The sequence below is a fragment of the Streptomyces sp. NPDC044044 genome (genome assembly GCF_056434405.1).
In genome coordinates this window covers 364,288-381,050 of the sequence record NZ_JBWKFG010000007.1, presented here as the reverse complement: position 1 = coordinate 381,050, position 16,763 = coordinate 364,288, and the positions used below count along the sequence as shown (strand labels likewise).

Here is a 16,763-nt window from a genome sequence, read left to right as displayed (position 1 = left end):
CACGAAGCAGGTAAGTAAACATGCTGCTCAATAACAGACAGCTTGTTCAGTAACCTCTGAACTGTCAAGAGTCTTCTAGACTGAGGCCGCGATCACGACTGCGGGCGAGGAGGGCCACGATGGCCGAGGACAGGCGGACACGAAGGTCACGGCGGGCTCTCGGCTCGGCGTTGGTGGAACTGGTCCTCGAGCGCGGCTTCACCGCGCTGACCGTGGAGGACGTCACCGAGCGCGCCGACGTGGCCCGCGCGACCTTCTACGCGCACTTCAAGGACAAGGAGGGCCTGTTCGCGCGCGTGACGTCCGACCTGCTCGACGAACTCGGGGAGCGGTTGCGCCCGACCGTCGCCGACAGTGCCGTCGGCTTCACCGGCAAGCCCGTCCTGGAGATGCTGCGGCACGCCCGCGAGGAGCGTGACCTGTACCGGATCGTGCTGCGCGGCGAAGGCGACGGCAAGCCGCTGCAGATGTTCGTGGACACCTGCGCGCGGGCCACCGCCGAGGAGTTCCGTGCCCGTGCCGAGCGCAACGGCGTCGAGCCGCGCATCGAGGCCGACCTCCTCGCCCGGGTCTGGGTGGGGGAGCAGATCGCGGTGCTGCGCTGGTGGGCCGAGCAGGAGACGCCGCCGATGCCTCCCGAGGAGGTCGTGCGCCAGCTGCTCGACCTGGCCCTGCGCGGTCGTTACTGGGCCAGTGGTTTCGACGCCCCGGCCTGAGCGGGCTCGTCGGGGGCGAGGCCGAGCCGCCGTGCGTCCCGCTCCGGCCGTATGTACGCCAGTGCCACGAGGCCGGACAGCAGCATGACCGCCGCGGAGAGCAGGAACGAGGTGGTGTAGCCCGCGCCCTGCGAGTCCGCGGTGTCGAGCAGGTGGCCGGTCAGGTAGGGGGCGACGAGTCCGGGCAGGGTCCCCGTCGCGGCGACGACGCCGAAGAGCGCCCCGCGCTGGTGGGCGGGGACGACGGCGGCCGTGGTCATGTAGTGCAACGGGAAGACGATGGCGTTGCCGCCGAACGCCACGGCGATCAGCAGGACTTGGAGCCATCCTTCCCCCACGAAGGAGAAGCTCGCCATGGCGAGCCCGGCGACGACGACCGCGATCCCCTGCGGCGCGCCGTTCGCCCACCGCCTGGACACGCCCCGCCGGTTCAGTGCGTCGGCGAACGGAGAGACCGCGAGGAGCAGGACAAAGCTGAAGGCGGAGATGCCGCTGATGAGCGTCGCCGCGGCGCTCGGCGTCATGTCGAGCTGGGTCCTGAAGTAGGCCGGCAGCCAGGCGTGGCTGAGGGCCAGCGCCCACGAGGCGCCGAACGCTCCGGCGATGCTCCCCAGAACCGTGCCGTTCAGCAGGAGCTTCCGGTAGGGGAGCCGGGGTTCGCTCGGCTGCGGCGAGCCCGCGCCGGAGCTGGGGCGCGGGTGCCCGTACGGACCGTCGTGGCCGACCCGCCACCAGATGAGACTCCACGCCAGGCTGGTCACCGCGAGCGCCGCGAAGGCCGAGCGCCAGCCGAAAGCCGTGATGAGCCAGGTGACGACGGGTGCCGCGATGAGGGTGCCCAGGGCGGCACCGCTGATCTGCAGCGCCGACGGCAGGCCGCGCCGGTCGATCGGGAACCACTTGTAGAGCGCGTGCATCGACATTGATGCGGCGGGCCCCTCGGCCGCTCCGAGGAGTACACGCCCCGCGATCAGCGTCGGCACCGCCGCCACGATCAGCACGGGCAGTTGGGCCACCGCCCACAGCAGGGACATGGTGAACAGCAGTGCCCGGCTGGAGATGCGCGACGAGATGAATCCGACGACCAGCCCGGAGAGGCTGAACAGGATCGAGAACGAGCTGGAGATCATGCCGTACGTGCTGTTGCTGATGTCGAGCTCATCCATGATCGGGACGGCCGCGAGCCCCAGAACGGACTTGTCGGCGTAGTTGATCAGCATGAACAGGACGATCATCGCGGTGATCAGCCAGGCGCGGCGGCGGTCGAACTCGGGTGGCGGCGGGGCGTCTTCCAGGGGCAAGGACGTGGTGCGCGGGGTGGCCATGGGGACTCCTGCGGTCGGGGGAGCAGGGGCGGGTGCGGCGAGAGGGCATGCGGAGGCGATGGCATGCGGAGGCCCGGGAACCGGGGTCGCGACGGTGTCGCGGTACTGAACAGTCTGTATGTTAACGATTAGAGTGAAGTGAATCCATGGCTTGATGATGCCTACCTGAAGCTGTTGATGGGAGCGATCCATGACCGAGACTGCGCCGCTGAGTGACCTCAGATGGGCCCGCGGATACACGGACCCCGCCTGGGTCCGGCGCTACACGGCCGCGGGCCGCGAGATCTCACCCAGCCGTCGGGTGTGGCGGGGCCGGGCGCCCGCCCGCGACCTGCCCGTCAGGCCGCACGACTTGGACTCCCTGGAGATCTCCGCTCCTGACGGCTCCACGCTCAAGCTTCCGGAGCTCTTCGCAGCCGCCCAGACCGACGCCTTCGTAGTCCTGCACCGCGGATCCGTCGTCCATGAGCGCTACTTCCACGGCGCCGAACCGCACACCCCCCACTTCAACGCCTCGGCGGCCAAGTCCTACATAGGCCTCATGGCGGCGATGCTCGCGCACGAAGGGGCCTTGGACCGCACGGCCCTGGCATCGCACTACGTCCCCGAACTGGCGGGCACGGCGTTCGGCGAGGCCCAGGTCGACGACCTGCTCCACATGGGCACGCAGATGAGCTACGCGGGCCGCAGCTACGACAAGGCCATCGAGGCGCAGCGCTACTTCGCCGTCGTGGGGCCCCAGCTGAGGCCCTACGGCTACAGCGGCCCCGGCAGCATCCGCGAACACCTCGCCACCGCACGGGCCACCGGGGCGCCGGGCATCGAGTTCCGCTACGAGAACGGCAACGTCGAAGCACTCGCCGAGGTCCTTCGCAAGGTCACCGGGGTCACCACCTCCGCCCTGCTCGGCGAACTGATCTGGTCCCACCTGGGCGCGGAGGAGGACGCCTATTACGTCCTCGACAGCGAAGGCGTCGAAGCCGCTTGCGGCGGATTCAGCGCCACGGCCCGCGACGTGGCCAGGCTCGGGGAGATGCTCCGGTGCGGTGGGGCGGTCGGTGAGCGGCAGGTCGTGCCGGAGGCCGTCGCCACCACCATCACCAGGGGTGTGCCCGACGGTTACCCCCGGCGCGTCCGTTTCCCGGGCGCGCCCGCCAACTCGCCCGCCACGCTCTCGTACCACGACCTGTGGTGGATCCTGAACGACCCCTACGACTCGTACATGGCCAGCGGAATCCACGGCCAGCGGCTGTTCGTCTCACCCCGACTGGAGCTCGTCATCGCCCACTTCGCCTCCCAGGTCATGTCGCCCGCGGTGCCGGCTGCCCCGCTCGTCCCCGCCTTCCTCCGGATCGGCACCCACCTCGACACCCGGGGCTGACCGGGAACCAGAAGCGACCCGCGCCCGACCACTGGTGAGCAAGGACCGGACAGCCCACTGGATCGAGGTCGCGGCAGCATGCACTGGTACGAGGACGACGGATTCTGGTCCGACTTCTCCGAGACGATGTTCTCCGAGCGGCGGCGTGCGGAGACGGCGGAGATCGTCGCGCACTCGCCGCTGCTCGGGTTCCCGGCGGGCAGCCGCGTCCTCGACCTGTGCTGCGGGCCCGGTCTGTACCTGGTGCCGCTGGCCCGCCGCGGCTACACGGTCACGGGCGTGGACCTCAGCGCGGAGCTCCTGAAGCGGGCCCGCGTCGTGTGCGAGGACGCCGCGGCCGATGTCCGCCTGCTCCGGGCGGACATGCTCACCCACGTCGAGCCGGAGTCGTACGACGCCGTGCTCAACGTCTTCACCTCCTTCGGCTACTTCGACGACCCGCACGACAACTTCCGCGTGCTGCGCAACGCCCATGACTCACTGGCGCCCGGCGGACAGCTGCTGATCGACGTCATGGGTAAAGAGGTGCTCGCGGGCTGGATCGGCCGCCCCCAGATCGTCGAACTCGACGGCGCCTACGTGGTGCAGCGCGACACCGTCCTGGACAGCTGGACCCGGCTGCGGACCGACTGGACGCTCGTCCGCGACGGGGTCGCGCGCGAAGCCTCGATCACCTCCTTCCTCTACAGCGCGGCCGAGCTGCGCGCCCTCTTCGAAGACGCCGGCTTCACCGAGGTGGAGTGCTTCGGCGGCTTCGACGGCGCGCCCTACGACCACCACTCGCGTCGTCTGATCGTGCGAGGAACCAAGCCCGTGCAGTGACCGGGCAGTTCGTGAATCCCCGGGAACTCGGCGGCGACGCCCGCCGACTACTGGATCGTGCCGCACCCCGCCGGGGCCGCCGCACCGCTCCGAACTGTCCGATGGGTGAAGGGACTTCATGACCGAGGCCACAACCGGGACCGCCTCCCCACAGGCAGCCCCCTACGAGCCGACGGCGCGCAAGGCGGGCCGCGGACGGCTCGTGACCACCTTGACGGTGCTCTCCGTGACACTGGTGATCTCCGTGCTCGCCGGAATCGCGCTCGGCCCGACCGTCGTGCCGCTCGGGGACGTCGTGCGATTCCTGACCGCCGCTCTCACCGGCGGCAGCATCAGCGCGGACGAGGTGAGCGGCTACTCCATCGTCTGGCATGTGCGCACCCCACGGGTGCTGCTCGCCGCCGTGGTCGGGGCGGGGCTCGCGGTCGTCGGCGTCGCCATCCAGGCGCTGGTGCGCAACGCCCTCGCCGACCCGTTCGTCCTCGGCATCTCCTCCGGCGCGTCGGTCGGCGCCACCGCGGTCGTGGTGTTCGGGGTCTTCGCCGGACTGGGTGTCTTCGCGCTGTCCGCCGCCGCGTTCCTCGGGGCGCTGGCCGCCACCGTCCTGGTGTACCTGGCGGCGCGCGGACCGCTCGGTCTGACGCCGTTGCGTCTCGTCCTCACCGGAGTGGCGCTGGCGTACGGATTCCAGGCACTGATGAGCGTCCTCGTCTTCCTCTCCCCGAACGGCCAGGCCGCCCGCACGGTGCTTTTCTGGCTCCTCGGCAGTCTCGGCTCGGCGTCCTGGGAGTCGCTGCCGCTTGCGGCGGGCGCCGTCCTGGTGACGGTCGTGGTGCTGCTGCGCCAGAGCCGGTCCCTGGACGTGCTGTCGCTGGGGGACGAGACCGCGGCCAGCCTGGGCGTGGACGCGGAGGCGCTGCGGCGCAGGCTGTTCCTCCTCACGGCGGCGGTCACCGGCCTGATCGTCGCGGTCAGTGGCGCGATCGGCTTCGTCGGGCTCGTCCTGCCGCACGTCGTGCGCATCCTGGTGGGCTCGACGCACCGCAGGGTCCTTGCCGTCGCGCCGCTCGCCGGGGCCTGCTTCCTGGTCTGGGTCGACCTCGTGGCCCGTACCGCGTTCGCCCCCGAGGAACTGCCGCTCGGGGTCATCACCGCGCTCATCGGCGTACCGGTGTTCATCGTGCTGATGCGCCGCCGCGGCTATCTGTTCGGAGGGCGCTAGATGACCCTCGTACTGCGGGAGCTCTCGGTCGAGGCCGCGGGGCGCGCCCTGGTCGACCGGCTGAACATCGAGGTGGAGGCAGGGCGCATCGTCGGGGTCGTCGGCCCGAACGGCAGTGGCAAGTCCACCGCCCTGCGCTGTGTCTACCGGGCGCTGAAGCCCACGTCGGGAGCCGTGCTCCTGGACGGCGCCGACCTCGCCTCGCTCAAACTGCGCGACAGCGCCCGGTCGATCGCCGCCCTCACCCAGGAGAGCCACACCGAACTCGACTTCACGGTCGACGAAGTCGTGGCCCTCGGCCGCGCACCGCACGCAAGCGGCAACCACCCCCTCACCGCACGCGAACGCGCCCTGTGCCGGGACGCGATGGACCGCCTCGACGTCACCCATCTCGCGGACCGCAGCGTGCTCACCCTCTCCGGCGGCGAGCGGCAGCGTGTGCTCGTGGCGCGCGCCCTCGTCCAGGAACCCCGCGTCCTGGTCCTCGACGAGCCCACCAACCACCTGGACATCCGCCACCAGGTGGAGCTCCTCTCCTTCCTGCGCGGATCGGGCCTCACCGTGCTCACGGCCCTGCACGACCTCAATCTGGCGGCCGCCGCCTGCGACAGCATCGCCGTCCTGAGCTCCGGCTCCCTGGTCACCACGGGCAGCCCGGCACACGTCCTCAACCCCGAACTGATCCGCAAGGTGTTCGGCGTCGACGCCACCGTCGTGCACCACCCGCGCACCGGGACGCCCCAACTCGTCTACGACCTCGCCCCGACCGGCAATCCGGCACCCGCCGACGCCCTGGCAGAAGGACCGCACTCATGAACCGACCACCGCTGCCCCGCACCCTGGCAGCCGCCGTGCTCCTGACGACCGGGCTCCTGGCCACCGGCTGCGGCGCCGAGGTCGAGCCGACAGCGAAGAGCAAGGCGAAGACGGTCACCGTCTCCAACTGCGGCAAGGACGTCACGTACACCCGCCCCGAGCGTCCGGTGGCCTACGACGTCAGCGGCGCCGAGAAGATGTTCTCCCTCGGTCTCGCCGACCGGATGCGCGGCTACGTCATGAACAAGCTCGGCGACCCCTCCATCAAGGGCTCGCCCTGGCGTAAGGACTACGCCGACGTGGAGCGCCTCGGCACCGAGCGCATCACCCGGGAGATCGTGGTCGACGCCAAGGCCGACTTCGTCCTCGCCGGGTGGAACTCCGGCTTCAGCGAGGAGCGCGGCATCACGCCCGCCCTCCTGGAGAAGGTCGGGTCCGCCAGCTATCTGCACACCGAGACATGCTGGGACTACGGCGACAAGAGCGTCGACGTCACCCCCCTGGAGGCGCTCTACACGGACCTGGACAACCTGGGCGGGATCTTCGGCGTGGAGAAGCGGGCCGAGAAGGTCGTCACCGACCTCAAGGGGCGCGTCGCCGCACTGAAGAAGACCTGGCCCGAGAAGGGCGACCCGGCCAAGGTCTTCGTCTACGACTCGGGGACCGACCAGCCCTTCACCGCGGGGCGCCATGCCGCACCGAACGACATCATCGAGGCCGCGGGCGGGACGAACGTCTTCGACGGCCTCGACAAGGGCTGGACCACGGTGGGCTGGGAACCGGTCATCAAGGCGAAGCCCGAGGTCATCGTCATCATCGACTACGCGGACCAGCCCGCCAAGGAGAAGATCGCCTACCTGAAGTCGCTTCCCGGCCTGAAGTCCGTACCAGCCGTGAAGGAGGGCCGCTTCTTCGTCATGTCCTACGGCGACGCCGTCAGTGGCCCGCGCAACGTCAAGGGCGCCGAGGACCTGGGCGGCTACCTCCGGTCGGTCGGGCGGTGACCCCCTTGCGTACGGCAACGGCCCCCGCGGCCACCGTCCACGGGCACATCACCGACGCGATGAAAGCCCCCGACCTGCTGCGGCTCTCCGACAACGTCGTCCTCGCGCGCTTCGAGACGATGAAGGTGTATGCGGCGCTCGGCGCGGTCCGCACCCTCCTCGAACGCGGCACCGTACGGCCCGGCCAGACCCTCGTCGACAGCTCCAGCGGCATCTACGCACTTGCCCTCGCCATGGCCTGTCACCGCTACGGCCTCGGCTGCCACATCGTCGCCTCCACCACCGTCGACGCCGCGATGCGCGCCCAGTTGGAGATCCTCGGCGCCACCGTGGACCAGATGCCGCCCTCGGACAGCCTGCGGCTCGACCAGGAGCGGCGGGTGCGGAAGGTGCGGCAACTGCTGCTCGAGCGTGCCGACATGCACTGGATGCGGCAGTACCACGACGGCGTCCACTACGCCGGCTACGAGGAGTTCGCGGACCTGGTCGACGCCGCGCTGCCCGGCGCGCCGCTGACCGTGGTCGGCGCCGTCGGCACCGGCGCCTCCACCGGCGGTCTCGTCCAGCCGCTGCGCGAACGCGGCCGTGAGGTAAGGCTGCTGGGGCTCCAGCCCTTCGGCAGCGTCACCTTCGGCAGCGAGGACTTCAGCGACCCCGAGGCGATCATCGCCGGGATCGGCAGCTCGATCCCCTTCGACAACGTCCGCCACGACCTGTACGACACCCTCCACTGGGTCGACTTCCGGCACGCCATGGCGGGAGCCGTCGACCTGCTGCGCGCCCACGCGGTGTTCGCGGGCCTCTCCACCGGGGCGGCCCACCTCGTCACGGCCTGGGAGGCGGCCCGCAACCCGGACCGCATGCACCTGGTGATCGGCGCCGACACGGGGCACCGCTACACCGAAAGGGTCTTCTCCCGCCACCAGGAGGCCCTCGACCCGCGCACCCTCAAGCCGCACCAGATCACGGACCTGGCCGACCTCGCCCTGCCGTGGTCGGCGATGGAGTGGAACCGGCGCAGCTACGACGTACGTACGAAGAAGCACGAGGACGCACGCACCAAGAAGCACGAGGACACACGTACCAAGAAGCACCAGAAGGAGGGGAAGGCATCGTGACGATCGCCGCCCTGGAAGCACTCACCTTCGGCCTCGGACGCCTGGTGGAGGCGGCCGGTGCCGCCGGACACCGGCTCTGCCTGCTCACGGGCGACCGAGCTGTCTACCGGCATGAACTGGACCGCCTGGAGCCAGGAGCACTCGACATCGTCGACGTCGACACCCGTGACACGGCCGCGTCCGCCGCGGCCCTTGCCGTGGTGCCCGGCCTCAAGGGGCTCATCAACTCGACCGACACCTGGAGCGTGCCGGGCGCCGATCTCGCCGCCGAACTCGGCCTGCCGGGGCCCGACCCGGCCGCGGTCCGCCTCCTGCGGGACAAGTCCCGGGTGCGCAACCTCCTCCACGAGCAGAACCTGAGCAGCGGCCCCGGCCTCGCGATCCCGGCCGACCCCGCGGCGGCCGACGAGGTGCTTCAGCGCATCGGTCTGCCGGTGGTCCTCAAGGACTCCGCGGGCACCTCGTCGCGCAACGTCTGGCTGGTCCGCGACGAGCGGCAGTTGCACACCGCTCTCCGTGAAGCTGCCCAACGTCCCTTCACAGGACGGCTGTTCGCGGAGCCCTTCTTCGCCGGGCCCGTCTACAGCGCGGAGACGCTCAGCTGGGCGGGCGAGACGAAGCTCCTGGGTGTGCTCAGCCGGCAGATGTCCCCCGAACCCTCCGTCCGCGAGGAGGCCGCGGCCTTCCCCGTCGCCCTGCCGGAACCGGAGTTCGCCCTGATTCAGGACTGGGTGGGGCGCGTCCTGAGGACGGCGGGCCACGACGCGGACTTCGCACACGTCGAGTTCGTCCTCACCACCGACGGTCCTCAGCTCGTGGAGATCAACCGTCGTATCGGCGGCGCACTCGTCGGCGAGGCACTGTGCCGCGCCCTGCGCACCAACGTGTACGACGCGACGGTCGCCGTGGCCCTGGGCCTGCGCCCCGCCCTGCTCGACGCACCGGCGGCCACGGGCCCCGCCACGGGATTCGTCCTCGTCTACCCCGACCGGCCGGGCACCCTCACCGGATGGACCGGCCTTGACGGCCTCGCCGCCTTCCCCGGTTCGCCCGAGTGGTATCCCACCGCGGCCCCCGGCGACCGCCTGGAGCACGTGAACGACCAGCGCGGCTGCACCGGGATCGTCCTCGCCGAGGGCGTGACCGCGGAACTCGCCCTGCACCGTGCGCTCAGCGCGGCCGGGAGCATACGGCCGCTCGTCGCCGCCCACACCCCGAAGTGACGCTTCTCGGGAAGCCGCGCGGACGCCTGCGATCCGGCTTCGCGCGGCTGACCGGGCCGCAACGGTTCCTGCTCGCCGGGTCGTTCCTGATCCCGCTCGGCAGCTTCGCCGTGCTGCCCTTCATGTCGGTGCTGCTCCACGAGCGGCTCGGCATGGGGCTCGGCACGGTCGGCGTCGTGCTCGCCGGCGCCTCGCTGGTGCAGTTCTCGGGCGGTGCGGTGGGTGGCGCGATCGCCGAGCGCATCGGGCTGCGGCGCACGATGCTGCTCGCCCTGGTGATCCGCACGGCGGGGTTCGGCTGCTTCCTGCCCGGCCTGCGCCACCCGGCCGCCGCCGTCTTCGCCCTCTTCCTGGTGTCCGTCGGCGCCGCGCTCTATCTGCCCGCGAACAAGGCGTACTTGATACACGAGGTCGATGAGGAGCAGCGCCCTCTGCTGCTGTCCGCGAGCGGCTCGGCGCTGAACGCGGGCATCGCCCTGGGGCCGCTGGCGGCGGCCCCCTTCGTCCTCAGCGCATCGGCAGGACTCTTCACCGCGGTGACCGTACTGTTCGCGGGGATCACGGCGGGCCATGCCCTGCTGCCCACGGAGAGCCCCGAGCACGGTCGGATCAATGGTGCGGGACAGCGACAACCTGCCCACCGGGAAGGGGCGTTCGCCGGTCTTGCCGTGCTGCCCTTCGCGACCACCGTCCTGAGCCTGTACGTCTTCATGTTCTTCCAGCACTACCTCGCGCTGTACGCGGTGCCCCGCACCTCGACGACGTACTACGGCCTTGTCCTTGCGCTCTACGCGTTCCTGCTCGTCGTCGCGCAGCCTCTCCTCTCGGACCGGATCGCGCGCCTGCCCTACGCCCGCGCCCTGTGGCTCGGCTTCGGCGCGATGGCCGCAGGCATGGCCATGCTCGCCGTCGGCAGCCATGCCGCGATCCTCGCCGGGGCCCTGCTCGTCTGCGTCGGCGAGATCGTCCTGTTCTTCAAGAACGACCTCGAAGCCCTGGCCCGGTCGCCCCGCGCACCCGCCGTCGTGTTCGGTCACCAGCGGCTCGCGGCCGGGATCGGGGCCTTCGTCAGCGGGGTCGCCGGAGGCGAGGGCTACCAGCTGGCCGAACGCGCGAGCGGTGCGGGCCTGTTCTGGATCGCGGTCGCCGCGCAGTGCGTGCTGCTTCCCCTGCTCCTGAGGTGCTGGTTTCGCCGGTCCGTCGTCACAGGCCGAGATCGCTGAGCCCGGGGTGGTCGTCGGGGCGGCGGCCGAGCGGCCAGTGGTACGTGCGGTCGGACTCCTGGATGGGCAGGTCGTTGATGCAGGCGTGCCGGACGCGCATCAGGCCGTCGTCGTCGAACTCCCAGTTCTCATTGCCGTACGAGCGGTACCACTGGCCGGAGTCGTCGTGCCATTCGTAGGCGAAGCGCACCGCGATGCGGTTTCCGTCGTGCGCCCACAACTCCTTGATGAGGCGGTAGTCGAGCTCGCGGTCCCACTTGCGGGACAGGAAGGCGACGATCGCGTCGCGCCCCGTGACGAACTCCGCGCGGTTCCGCCAGCGGGAGTCCTTGGTGTAGGCGAGGGCGACCTTCTCGGGATCGCGGGAGTTCCAGCCGTCCTCGGCGAGGCGGACCTTCTTTGCCGCGGTCTCCCGGGTGAAGGGCGGGACGGGGGGTCGTGTGGTCATGGCTCTCTCCTGAACGTCGCACACCACGAGAACGATCGTTCTCCGGCGAGGGTGTCCACGATAGGAGAACGCACGTTCTCGCGCAATGATGCGGGCGCGCTCACGGGCGTAGTAGGGTCAGAGAACGAGCGTTCTCACCCCCCGTCCTCGACCCTTGGAGCCCTCATGGATCGCGCTGAAGCGGAAGTCAGGCTCCTCGACGCCGCCGACGGGCTCTTCTACGAGCGCGGGATCCAGGCCGTGGGCATGGACCAGGTGCGTGCGGCCTCGGGTGTCTCGCTCAAGCGGCTGTATCAGGTCTACCCCTCGAAATCGGAGCTCGTCCTCGCCTGCCTCGAGCGCCGCGACCGCCGCTGGCGGACCCGGCTCGCCGAGTACGCGGAGCGCGTGCCGGACGGGGTGGAGCGAGTCCTCGCGGTCTACGACTGGCTCTACGAGTGGTTCTCCGAGCCGGACTTCCGGGGCTGCGCCTTCATCAACTCCTTCGGTGAACTCGGGGCCGCCGACCCGGCGGTGGCCGACACCGTCCGGGCCCACAAGAGCGCCTTCCACGACTACATGGCGGGACTTGTGGCCGCGGCGGGCGAATCGGGGCAGACTGTCGGCCCGTTGGTCCTGCTCGCGGAGGGGGCCATGACCACGGCCGCGATCACAGGTTCACCCGAACCGGCGCGCCAAGCACGCCTGGGCGCAGCCCAGTTGCTGGCCGCGCGGCGACCGCCGGTCACCCGACAGGAAGAAGGCTGATGGCCAAGACGTATCGCATCGGTTTCGGCACGCGCCTGATCAACGGCGTTTTCCGGACGATGACCCGGTTCGGCGTGGGCAAGGGCTACCGCTACATCCTGACCGTGCGCGGCAGGAAGTCAGGCCGCCTGTTCTCCACCCCGGTCGACGTGATGTCGGCCGGGGGCGAGCGCTGGCTCGTCGGCGCCTACGGGGTGAGCAACTGGGTGCGCAACGCCCGCGTGGCCGGGCAGGTCGACCTGGCCAGGGGTGGCAAGTCGGAGACCGTGCGGGTGGTCGAGCTCGGACCCGAGGCGAGCGTCCCCGTGCTGCGCCAGTACTGGCGCGAAGTTCCCGTCACCCGCCCCTACTTCGACGTGACGGGCGACTCGACGGACGAGGAGTTCGCCGCCGAGTCGGTACGTCATCCGGTGTTCCGCCTGGTCTAGGTCAGCCGGTCTTCGAGCCGCTGTGCAGCGCCAGGGCACTGTGCGCGGGCAGGGTGGTCTCGATCTTCCCGTCGTCCCCGACGGTGACCGTGTTGCCGTCACAGCTGTCCGGGGACGCCTTGGCGACATTGCAGTACGTGCCGCCGGGCAGGGACGTCGCGAACGTCTGCGTCAGCTCGCCGTCGCCATTGTTCAGGGCGACGAACCCCTTGTCCCCGCGGCCGAACGCGAGGGCGCTGCCGCCGTTGTCCCACCAGTCGGTCAACTCGGCGGCGCCCACCGCGTTGCGGAACCCGACCATGCCGGTGACCGCCTGCTGGGTGTGCGTGTCCGTCCAGCCGTCCGCGCCGCTGGGCGGGCCCGCGTCCTTGTCGGACCACTCGTAGCCGGAGTACACGTTCGGTGAGCCGTAGGGGGACGCCAGCATGAAGACGTTGGCCAGGGCGTAGGCCGCGCCGTCCTTGTAGGTGAGCGTCGAGCCGTTGCGCTCGGTGTCCCAGTTGTCGACGAACGTACGGGCCGAGCCGCTGCCCAGTTTGCCGTCGGCGACCGACTTCAGCTGTGCGATGTTCCCGCCCTGGAAGGCACTCTTGAGGTGCCCGCCGTAGCGGAACTCGTCCACGTCCCCGACGCCGGTGTACTCGTCGGGCTGGACGGCCTCGCCGCCTCCGTGGATGACCTCCGAGACCCAGAAGCCGGGGTCGCTCATCTTGCCCTTGATGGCGGCGACGTCGTCGGCGGCCATGTGCTTGGCGGCATCGATGCGGAAGCCGTCCACGCCCAGGGACCGCAGGTCGTCGAGGTACGCGGCGATGGTGCCGCGCACCGCGTCGCTGCCCGTGTCGAGGTCGGCAAGGCCCACCAGTTCGCAGTTCTGGACGTTGTCACGGTTGGTGTAGTCGTTGATGCTCGTGCGGCAGGTGTGGAAGTCCGCGTCCCGGAAGTAGCCGGGATACTCGTACTTGCCGTACTGCGTGCCGCCGGTGCCCGTTCCCGCGCCGGCCGCCATGTGGTTGATGACGGCGTCCGCGATCACCTTCACGCCCGCCTCATGGCAGGCGTCGACCATGCTCTTGAAGGAGGCGCGGTCGCCCAGACGGCCCGCGAGCCGGTAACTGACGGGCTGGTACGAGGTCCACCACTGGTCGCCCTGTATGTGCTCGGTGGCGGGTGACACCTGGACGTAGCCGTAGCCCGCGGGGCCGAGCTGGTCGGCGCAGGCCTTGCCCACGTCCGCGTACTGCCGCTCGAACATGGTGGCGGTGACGGTCTTGTCGCCGGGCGGTGTCGCCTGCGACTGCGAGGGCGCGAACGTGGCGAGGCCGGCCGCGGCCAGGATCCCGGCCGATGTGGCTCCCAGCAGGCGGGAACGGTGCTGCATGGTGCGGCTCCTTCGAGACCGGGCACAGCAGTGCCCGAAGAAGGGCAGCTGCTCGTGGGGGAGGCTGCCGTGGGGGGATTCCGAAGGGGAGCCTGCCGTCCACGCATGTACGCGTCAATGCTTTCTGCAAGATATTTCAACTAACGGTGCTCAATGCGGCTTTGGCGTCCGGTGTTGCAGGTGAGTGGCGTGGCATCGGTGCCCGAATGGGGCACCGAGGGGGCCTGACCTGCGCAGGGTTCTTGCCGCAAGAACTTGCGTGGATTCAGTTCTTACTCGGGGGTAGGCTGCCCGACCCGCTTGTTATACGGTCTGTCTAACAAGCGGGCCGCCGCGCGTCGCGGGACGACGCCCCGGTCCGTTGCCTGAGCGAACAAGAGAACGTACGCATCAGAGTCAAGGAGCCGCAGCATGGCAAGCAGCACTGTTCGGCCGATAGCGCAGGACCGTCCCGAAGAGGACGACGTGGCCCGGCGACTGCTCGATTCGGCCGCCGTGTTGGCGTACGACCCGGCCACCGAAGTGGACTGGGAGACCCCCCTCGACCGCGACTTCCATGGCGCGAGCCCGGAATGGTGCTCCCTGTACGGCACGCCGTACTGGCAGGAGCTCACCGACGCGCAGCGCAAGGAACTGACGCGGCAGGAAGCCGCATCGGTGGCCAGCACGGGCATCTGGTTCGAGATGATCCTCCAGCAAATGGTGCTCCGCGACGTCTACATGAAGAACCCGGCCAGCGCCGAAGTGCAGTGGGCGCTCACCGAGATCGCCGAGGAGTGCCGGCACTCGATCATGTTCGCCCGCGGCGCCGAGAAGCTGGGCGCGCCCGCCTACCGGCCCAAGCGGTTCGCGATGGAACTCGGCCGCGTGTTCAAGACGGTGGCCTTCGGCGAGGCGGCCTACGCCGCGATCCTCGTGGCCGAGGAAGTGCTCGACGTCATGCAGCGCGACTGGATGCGGGACGAGCGCGTCGTGCCGTTCGTCCGCACGATCAACAACATCCACGTCGTCGAGGAATCGCGGCACATGAAGTTCGCCCGCGACCAGACGAGCAAGCGCCTCTCCGGAGCGGGCCGACTGCGCCGCCAGATCAACGCGTTCGTCGTCGCGATCGCGTCGTACTACATCGTCACCAGCATGGTGAACCCCAAGGTGTACGCCAATGCCGGGCTCGACGAGAAGCGTGCCCTCGCCGAGGCGAAGGCCAACGAACACCACAAGTCCATGATGCGGTCCAGCTGTTCGGGACTGATGGAGTTCCTGGCCTCCTCCCGGCTGCTCACCAAGCCGGCGCTGGCCTTCTACAAGCGCGCCCACCTCATCTGAGCGATCCGAGCCGAGCGAGTCGAGCCGACGACATGACCTACGCCATCACCCAGACCTGCTGCAGCGATGCCACATGCGTCGCCGTGTGTCCGGTCAACTGCATCCACCCGACGCCCCAGGAGCGGGCGTTCGGCAGCACGGAGATGCTGCACATCGACCCGAAGACCTGCATCGACTGCGGCGCCTGTGCCGACGCCTGCCCGGTCGACGCGATCTTCCCGGTGGACAGCCTGCCCGTCGCACAGCAGGAGTACGCGACGATCAACGCGGCGTACTACGCGGACCGGGAGCCCGAACCGGCCCCGGACGGACCGAACTTCCACGCCTGGGACGAGCCGTCCTTCCCGCGCGTCCTGCCGTCGGACTTCGCGCCGCTCAAGGTCGCCGTCGTCGGCACAGGACCGGCCGGGATGTACGCGGTCCAGGACCTGCTCCTGCACACCAGCGCCGAAGTCACGCTCATCGACCGGCTGCCGGAGACCGGCGGCCTCGTCCGCTTCGGCGTGGCACCGGACCATCCCGCGACCAGGAAGGTCGGCGACACCTTCGCGCGGTTCCACACGCATCCGCGGGTGCGGATGCACCTCGGGCTCGACGTGGGCGCCGACGTCACCGCGCAGGAGCTGGCCGCACACCATGACGCGGTCATCTACGCCGTGGGCGCGTCGGCCGACCGCACCCTGGCCGTCCCGGGCGAGGAACTGTCCGGCAGCATCTCCGCGAGGGCCTTCGTCGCCTGGTACAACGGCCACCCGGACGCGGCGCCGGACGCGATCGACCTGTCCGCCGAGCGCGTGGTCGTCGTCGGCAACGGCAACGTCGCGCTCGACGTCGCCCGGATCCTGCTCGCCGACCCCGACAGCCTCGCCCGCACCGACATCGCCGACCACGCGCTGGCGGCGCTGCGCGCAGGCAAGGTGCGCGAGGTGGTCCTGCTCGGGAGGCGGGGGCCCCAGGACGCCGCGTACACCAGGTCCGAACTGCTCGCGCTCAAGCACGTTCAGGGCGTCGACCTGGTCGTCGACGACCACGATCCCCGGACCGGGACGGCCATCGACGAAGCGGGCCCGGGGACCGATGCGCAGGGCAAGGCGGCCCTCCTGCGAGGCGTCACGCGCGACCGCGTCGACTGGGCCCAGCCGCCCGCTCCGGGGCGCCGCATAGTGCTCCGCTTCCATTCCGCTCCGGTGGAGATGCTCGGCGAGGAAGCCGTCCAGGGCCTGCGCGTCGTGGAGTCGTCGGGGGAGCGGACGATACGTACGGACATGGTGCTGCGGGCGATCGGTTACCGCGGGGTGCCGGTCGACGGACTGCCCTTCGACGAGACCACCGGCACCGTGCCGCACGAGGGTGGCCGGGTGGCCGGAAAGCCGGGGACCTACGTCGTGGGCTGGATCAAGCGGGGCCCCAGCGGCGGCATCGGCGCCAATCGCACCTGCGCCGCCGAGACGGTCACCACGCTCCTTGCCGACGCGGTCGCCGGCGCCCTGCCCGCACCGCGGTCCGCGCCGAAGGCCTTCCACCGGCTCGCGCGGCGCCGCAACCGCGGGGGGAGCCCCGCTCTGAGCCGGTAGGGCCGACGG

Annotated in this window: 16 protein-coding genes; 13 read left to right on the top strand and 3 right to left on the bottom strand. The window is 70.2% G+C overall.

The features are described from left to right. Positions 1 to 119: 119 nt before the first annotated feature. On the top strand, positions 120 to 716 hold the full coding sequence (locus AC07AG_RS27330; protein WP_478758508.1) for a TetR/AcrR family transcriptional regulator: 597 nt from the start codon (positions 120 to 122) through the stop codon (positions 714 to 716). Here AC07AG_RS27330 and AC07AG_RS27325 read toward each other — a convergent pair. After that, the gene (locus tag AC07AG_RS27325; protein ID WP_478758507.1) at positions 683 to 2,041 is read right to left on the bottom strand and encodes an MFS transporter; all 1,359 of its coding nucleotides are present in this window, start codon (positions 2,039 to 2,041) and stop codon (positions 683 to 685) included. The two genes, AC07AG_RS27330 and AC07AG_RS27325, sit on opposite strands and share 34 nt — an antisense overlap. 190 nt (positions 2,042 to 2,231) lie before the next feature. Between AC07AG_RS27325 and AC07AG_RS27320 the strand changes: the two genes are divergently transcribed. From AC07AG_RS27320 to AC07AG_RS27285, 8 genes are all read left to right on the top strand, one after another. After that, on the top strand, positions 2,232 to 3,422 hold the full coding sequence (locus AC07AG_RS27320) for a serine hydrolase domain-containing protein (RefSeq protein WP_478758506.1): 1,191 nt from the start codon (positions 2,232 to 2,234) through the stop codon (positions 3,420 to 3,422). A gap of 78 nt (positions 3,423 to 3,500) precedes the next feature. Then, a complete protein-coding gene (locus AC07AG_RS27315) occupies positions 3,501 to 4,244 on the top strand; it encodes a class I SAM-dependent methyltransferase (RefSeq protein ID WP_478758504.1) in 744 nt (247 codons plus the stop codon). 118 nt (positions 4,245 to 4,362) lie between these two features. Beyond that, on the top strand, positions 4,363 to 5,466 hold the full coding sequence (locus AC07AG_RS27310; RefSeq protein ID WP_478758502.1) for a FecCD family ABC transporter permease: 1,104 nt from the start codon (positions 4,363 to 4,365) through the stop codon (positions 5,464 to 5,466). Next, positions 5,467 to 6,282, top strand: a complete 816-nt coding sequence (locus AC07AG_RS27305; protein ID WP_478758500.1) for an ABC transporter ATP-binding protein — start codon at positions 5,467 to 5,469, stop codon at positions 6,280 to 6,282. Beyond that, complete coding sequence (locus AC07AG_RS27300; RefSeq protein WP_478758498.1) at positions 6,279 to 7,286, top strand: ABC transporter substrate-binding protein; 1,008 nt, start codon at positions 6,279 to 6,281, stop codon at positions 7,284 to 7,286. The genes AC07AG_RS27305 and AC07AG_RS27300 overlap by 4 nt, the downstream gene beginning before the upstream one ends. A gap of 59 nt (positions 7,287 to 7,345) precedes the next feature. Further along, positions 7,346 to 8,404 carry a pyridoxal-phosphate dependent enzyme gene (locus AC07AG_RS27295; RefSeq protein ID WP_478758783.1) on the top strand — a complete coding sequence of 353 codons (1,059 nt, stop codon included), beginning with the start codon at positions 7,346 to 7,348 and terminating at the stop codon, positions 8,402 to 8,404. Further along, entirely contained in the window at positions 8,401 to 9,627 is a 1,227-nt protein-coding gene (locus tag AC07AG_RS27290) for an ATP-grasp domain-containing protein (RefSeq protein ID WP_478758497.1), read from the top strand. Before AC07AG_RS27295 ends, AC07AG_RS27290 begins: the two co-directional genes overlap by 4 nt. Then, on the top strand, positions 9,624 to 10,850 hold the full coding sequence (locus AC07AG_RS27285) for an MFS transporter (protein WP_478758495.1): 1,227 nt from the start codon (positions 9,624 to 9,626) through the stop codon (positions 10,848 to 10,850). Before AC07AG_RS27290 ends, AC07AG_RS27285 begins: the two co-directional genes overlap by 4 nt. Here the strand turns inward: AC07AG_RS27285 and AC07AG_RS27280 are convergent. Further along, positions 10,831 to 11,298 carry a nuclear transport factor 2 family protein gene (locus AC07AG_RS27280; RefSeq protein ID WP_478758493.1) on the bottom strand — a complete coding sequence of 156 codons (468 nt, stop codon included), beginning with the start codon at positions 11,296 to 11,298 and terminating at the stop codon, positions 10,831 to 10,833. The genes AC07AG_RS27285 and AC07AG_RS27280 overlap by 20 nt on opposite strands. 165 nt (positions 11,299 to 11,463) lie before the next feature. Between AC07AG_RS27280 and AC07AG_RS27275 the strand changes: the two genes are divergently transcribed. Together AC07AG_RS27275 and AC07AG_RS27270 are read left to right on the top strand one after the other, a co-directional pair. Continuing rightward, positions 11,464 to 12,045 carry a TetR/AcrR family transcriptional regulator gene (locus AC07AG_RS27275; RefSeq protein ID WP_478758492.1) on the top strand — a complete coding sequence of 194 codons (582 nt, stop codon included), beginning with the start codon at positions 11,464 to 11,466 and terminating at the stop codon, positions 12,043 to 12,045. Further along, positions 12,045 to 12,473 (top strand): nitroreductase/quinone reductase family protein, encoded by a 429-nt coding sequence (locus AC07AG_RS27270; RefSeq protein ID WP_478758490.1) that lies wholly within the window; start codon positions 12,045 to 12,047, stop codon positions 12,471 to 12,473. The genes AC07AG_RS27275 and AC07AG_RS27270 overlap by 1 nt, the downstream gene beginning before the upstream one ends. A 1-nt stretch (position 12,474) precedes the next feature. On the opposite strand, the gene AC07AG_RS27265 is transcribed toward AC07AG_RS27270, so the two are convergent. Then, positions 12,475 to 13,854, bottom strand: a complete 1,380-nt coding sequence (locus tag AC07AG_RS27265) for an alpha-amylase (RefSeq protein WP_478758488.1) — start codon at positions 13,852 to 13,854, stop codon at positions 12,475 to 12,477. Between the two features lie 411 nt (positions 13,855 to 14,265). Here AC07AG_RS27265 and AC07AG_RS27260 point away from each other — a divergent pair, with 411 nt between their 5' ends. Together AC07AG_RS27260 and AC07AG_RS27255 are read left to right on the top strand one after the other, a co-directional pair. Further along, complete coding sequence (locus AC07AG_RS27260; protein ID WP_478758487.1) at positions 14,266 to 15,180, top strand: AurF N-oxygenase family protein; 915 nt, start codon at positions 14,266 to 14,268, stop codon at positions 15,178 to 15,180. A gap of 32 nt (positions 15,181 to 15,212) precedes the next feature. Then, complete coding sequence (locus tag AC07AG_RS27255) at positions 15,213 to 16,754, top strand: FAD-dependent oxidoreductase (protein ID WP_478758485.1); 1,542 nt, start codon at positions 15,213 to 15,215, stop codon at positions 16,752 to 16,754. The last annotated feature ends 9 nt before the right edge of the window (positions 16,755 to 16,763 follow it).

Coding starts and splice junctions, on each gene's coding strand:
- AC07AG_RS27255 (WP_478758485.1), top strand. CDS start 15,213: ATGACCTACGCCATCACCCAGACCTGCTGCAGCGATGCCACATGCGTC.
- AC07AG_RS27275 (WP_478758492.1), top strand. CDS start 11,464: ATGGATCGCGCTGAAGCGGAAGTCAGGCTCCTCGACGCCGCCGACGGG.
- AC07AG_RS27320 (WP_478758506.1), top strand. CDS start 2,232: ATGACCGAGACTGCGCCGCTGAGTGACCTCAGATGGGCCCGCGGATAC.
- AC07AG_RS27260 (WP_478758487.1), top strand. CDS start 14,266: ATGGCAAGCAGCACTGTTCGGCCGATAGCGCAGGACCGTCCCGAAGAG.
- AC07AG_RS27325 (WP_478758507.1), bottom strand. CDS start 2,041: ATGGCCACCCCGCGCACCACGTCCTTGCCCCTGGAAGACGCCCCGCCG.
- AC07AG_RS27295 (WP_478758783.1), top strand. CDS start 7,346: ATGAAAGCCCCCGACCTGCTGCGGCTCTCCGACAACGTCGTCCTCGCG.
- AC07AG_RS27310 (WP_478758502.1), top strand. CDS start 4,363: ATGACCGAGGCCACAACCGGGACCGCCTCCCCACAGGCAGCCCCCTAC.
- AC07AG_RS27270 (WP_478758490.1), top strand. CDS start 12,045: ATGGCCAAGACGTATCGCATCGGTTTCGGCACGCGCCTGATCAACGGC.
- AC07AG_RS27265 (WP_478758488.1), bottom strand. CDS start 13,854: ATGCAGCACCGTTCCCGCCTGCTGGGAGCCACATCGGCCGGGATCCTG.
- AC07AG_RS27280 (WP_478758493.1), bottom strand. CDS start 11,298: ATGACCACACGACCCCCCGTCCCGCCCTTCACCCGGGAGACCGCGGCA.
- AC07AG_RS27305 (WP_478758500.1), top strand. CDS start 5,467: ATGACCCTCGTACTGCGGGAGCTCTCGGTCGAGGCCGCGGGGCGCGCC.
- AC07AG_RS27315 (WP_478758504.1), top strand. CDS start 3,501: ATGCACTGGTACGAGGACGACGGATTCTGGTCCGACTTCTCCGAGACG.
- AC07AG_RS27330 (WP_478758508.1), top strand. CDS start 120: ATGGCCGAGGACAGGCGGACACGAAGGTCACGGCGGGCTCTCGGCTCG.
- AC07AG_RS27300 (WP_478758498.1), top strand. CDS start 6,279: ATGAACCGACCACCGCTGCCCCGCACCCTGGCAGCCGCCGTGCTCCTG.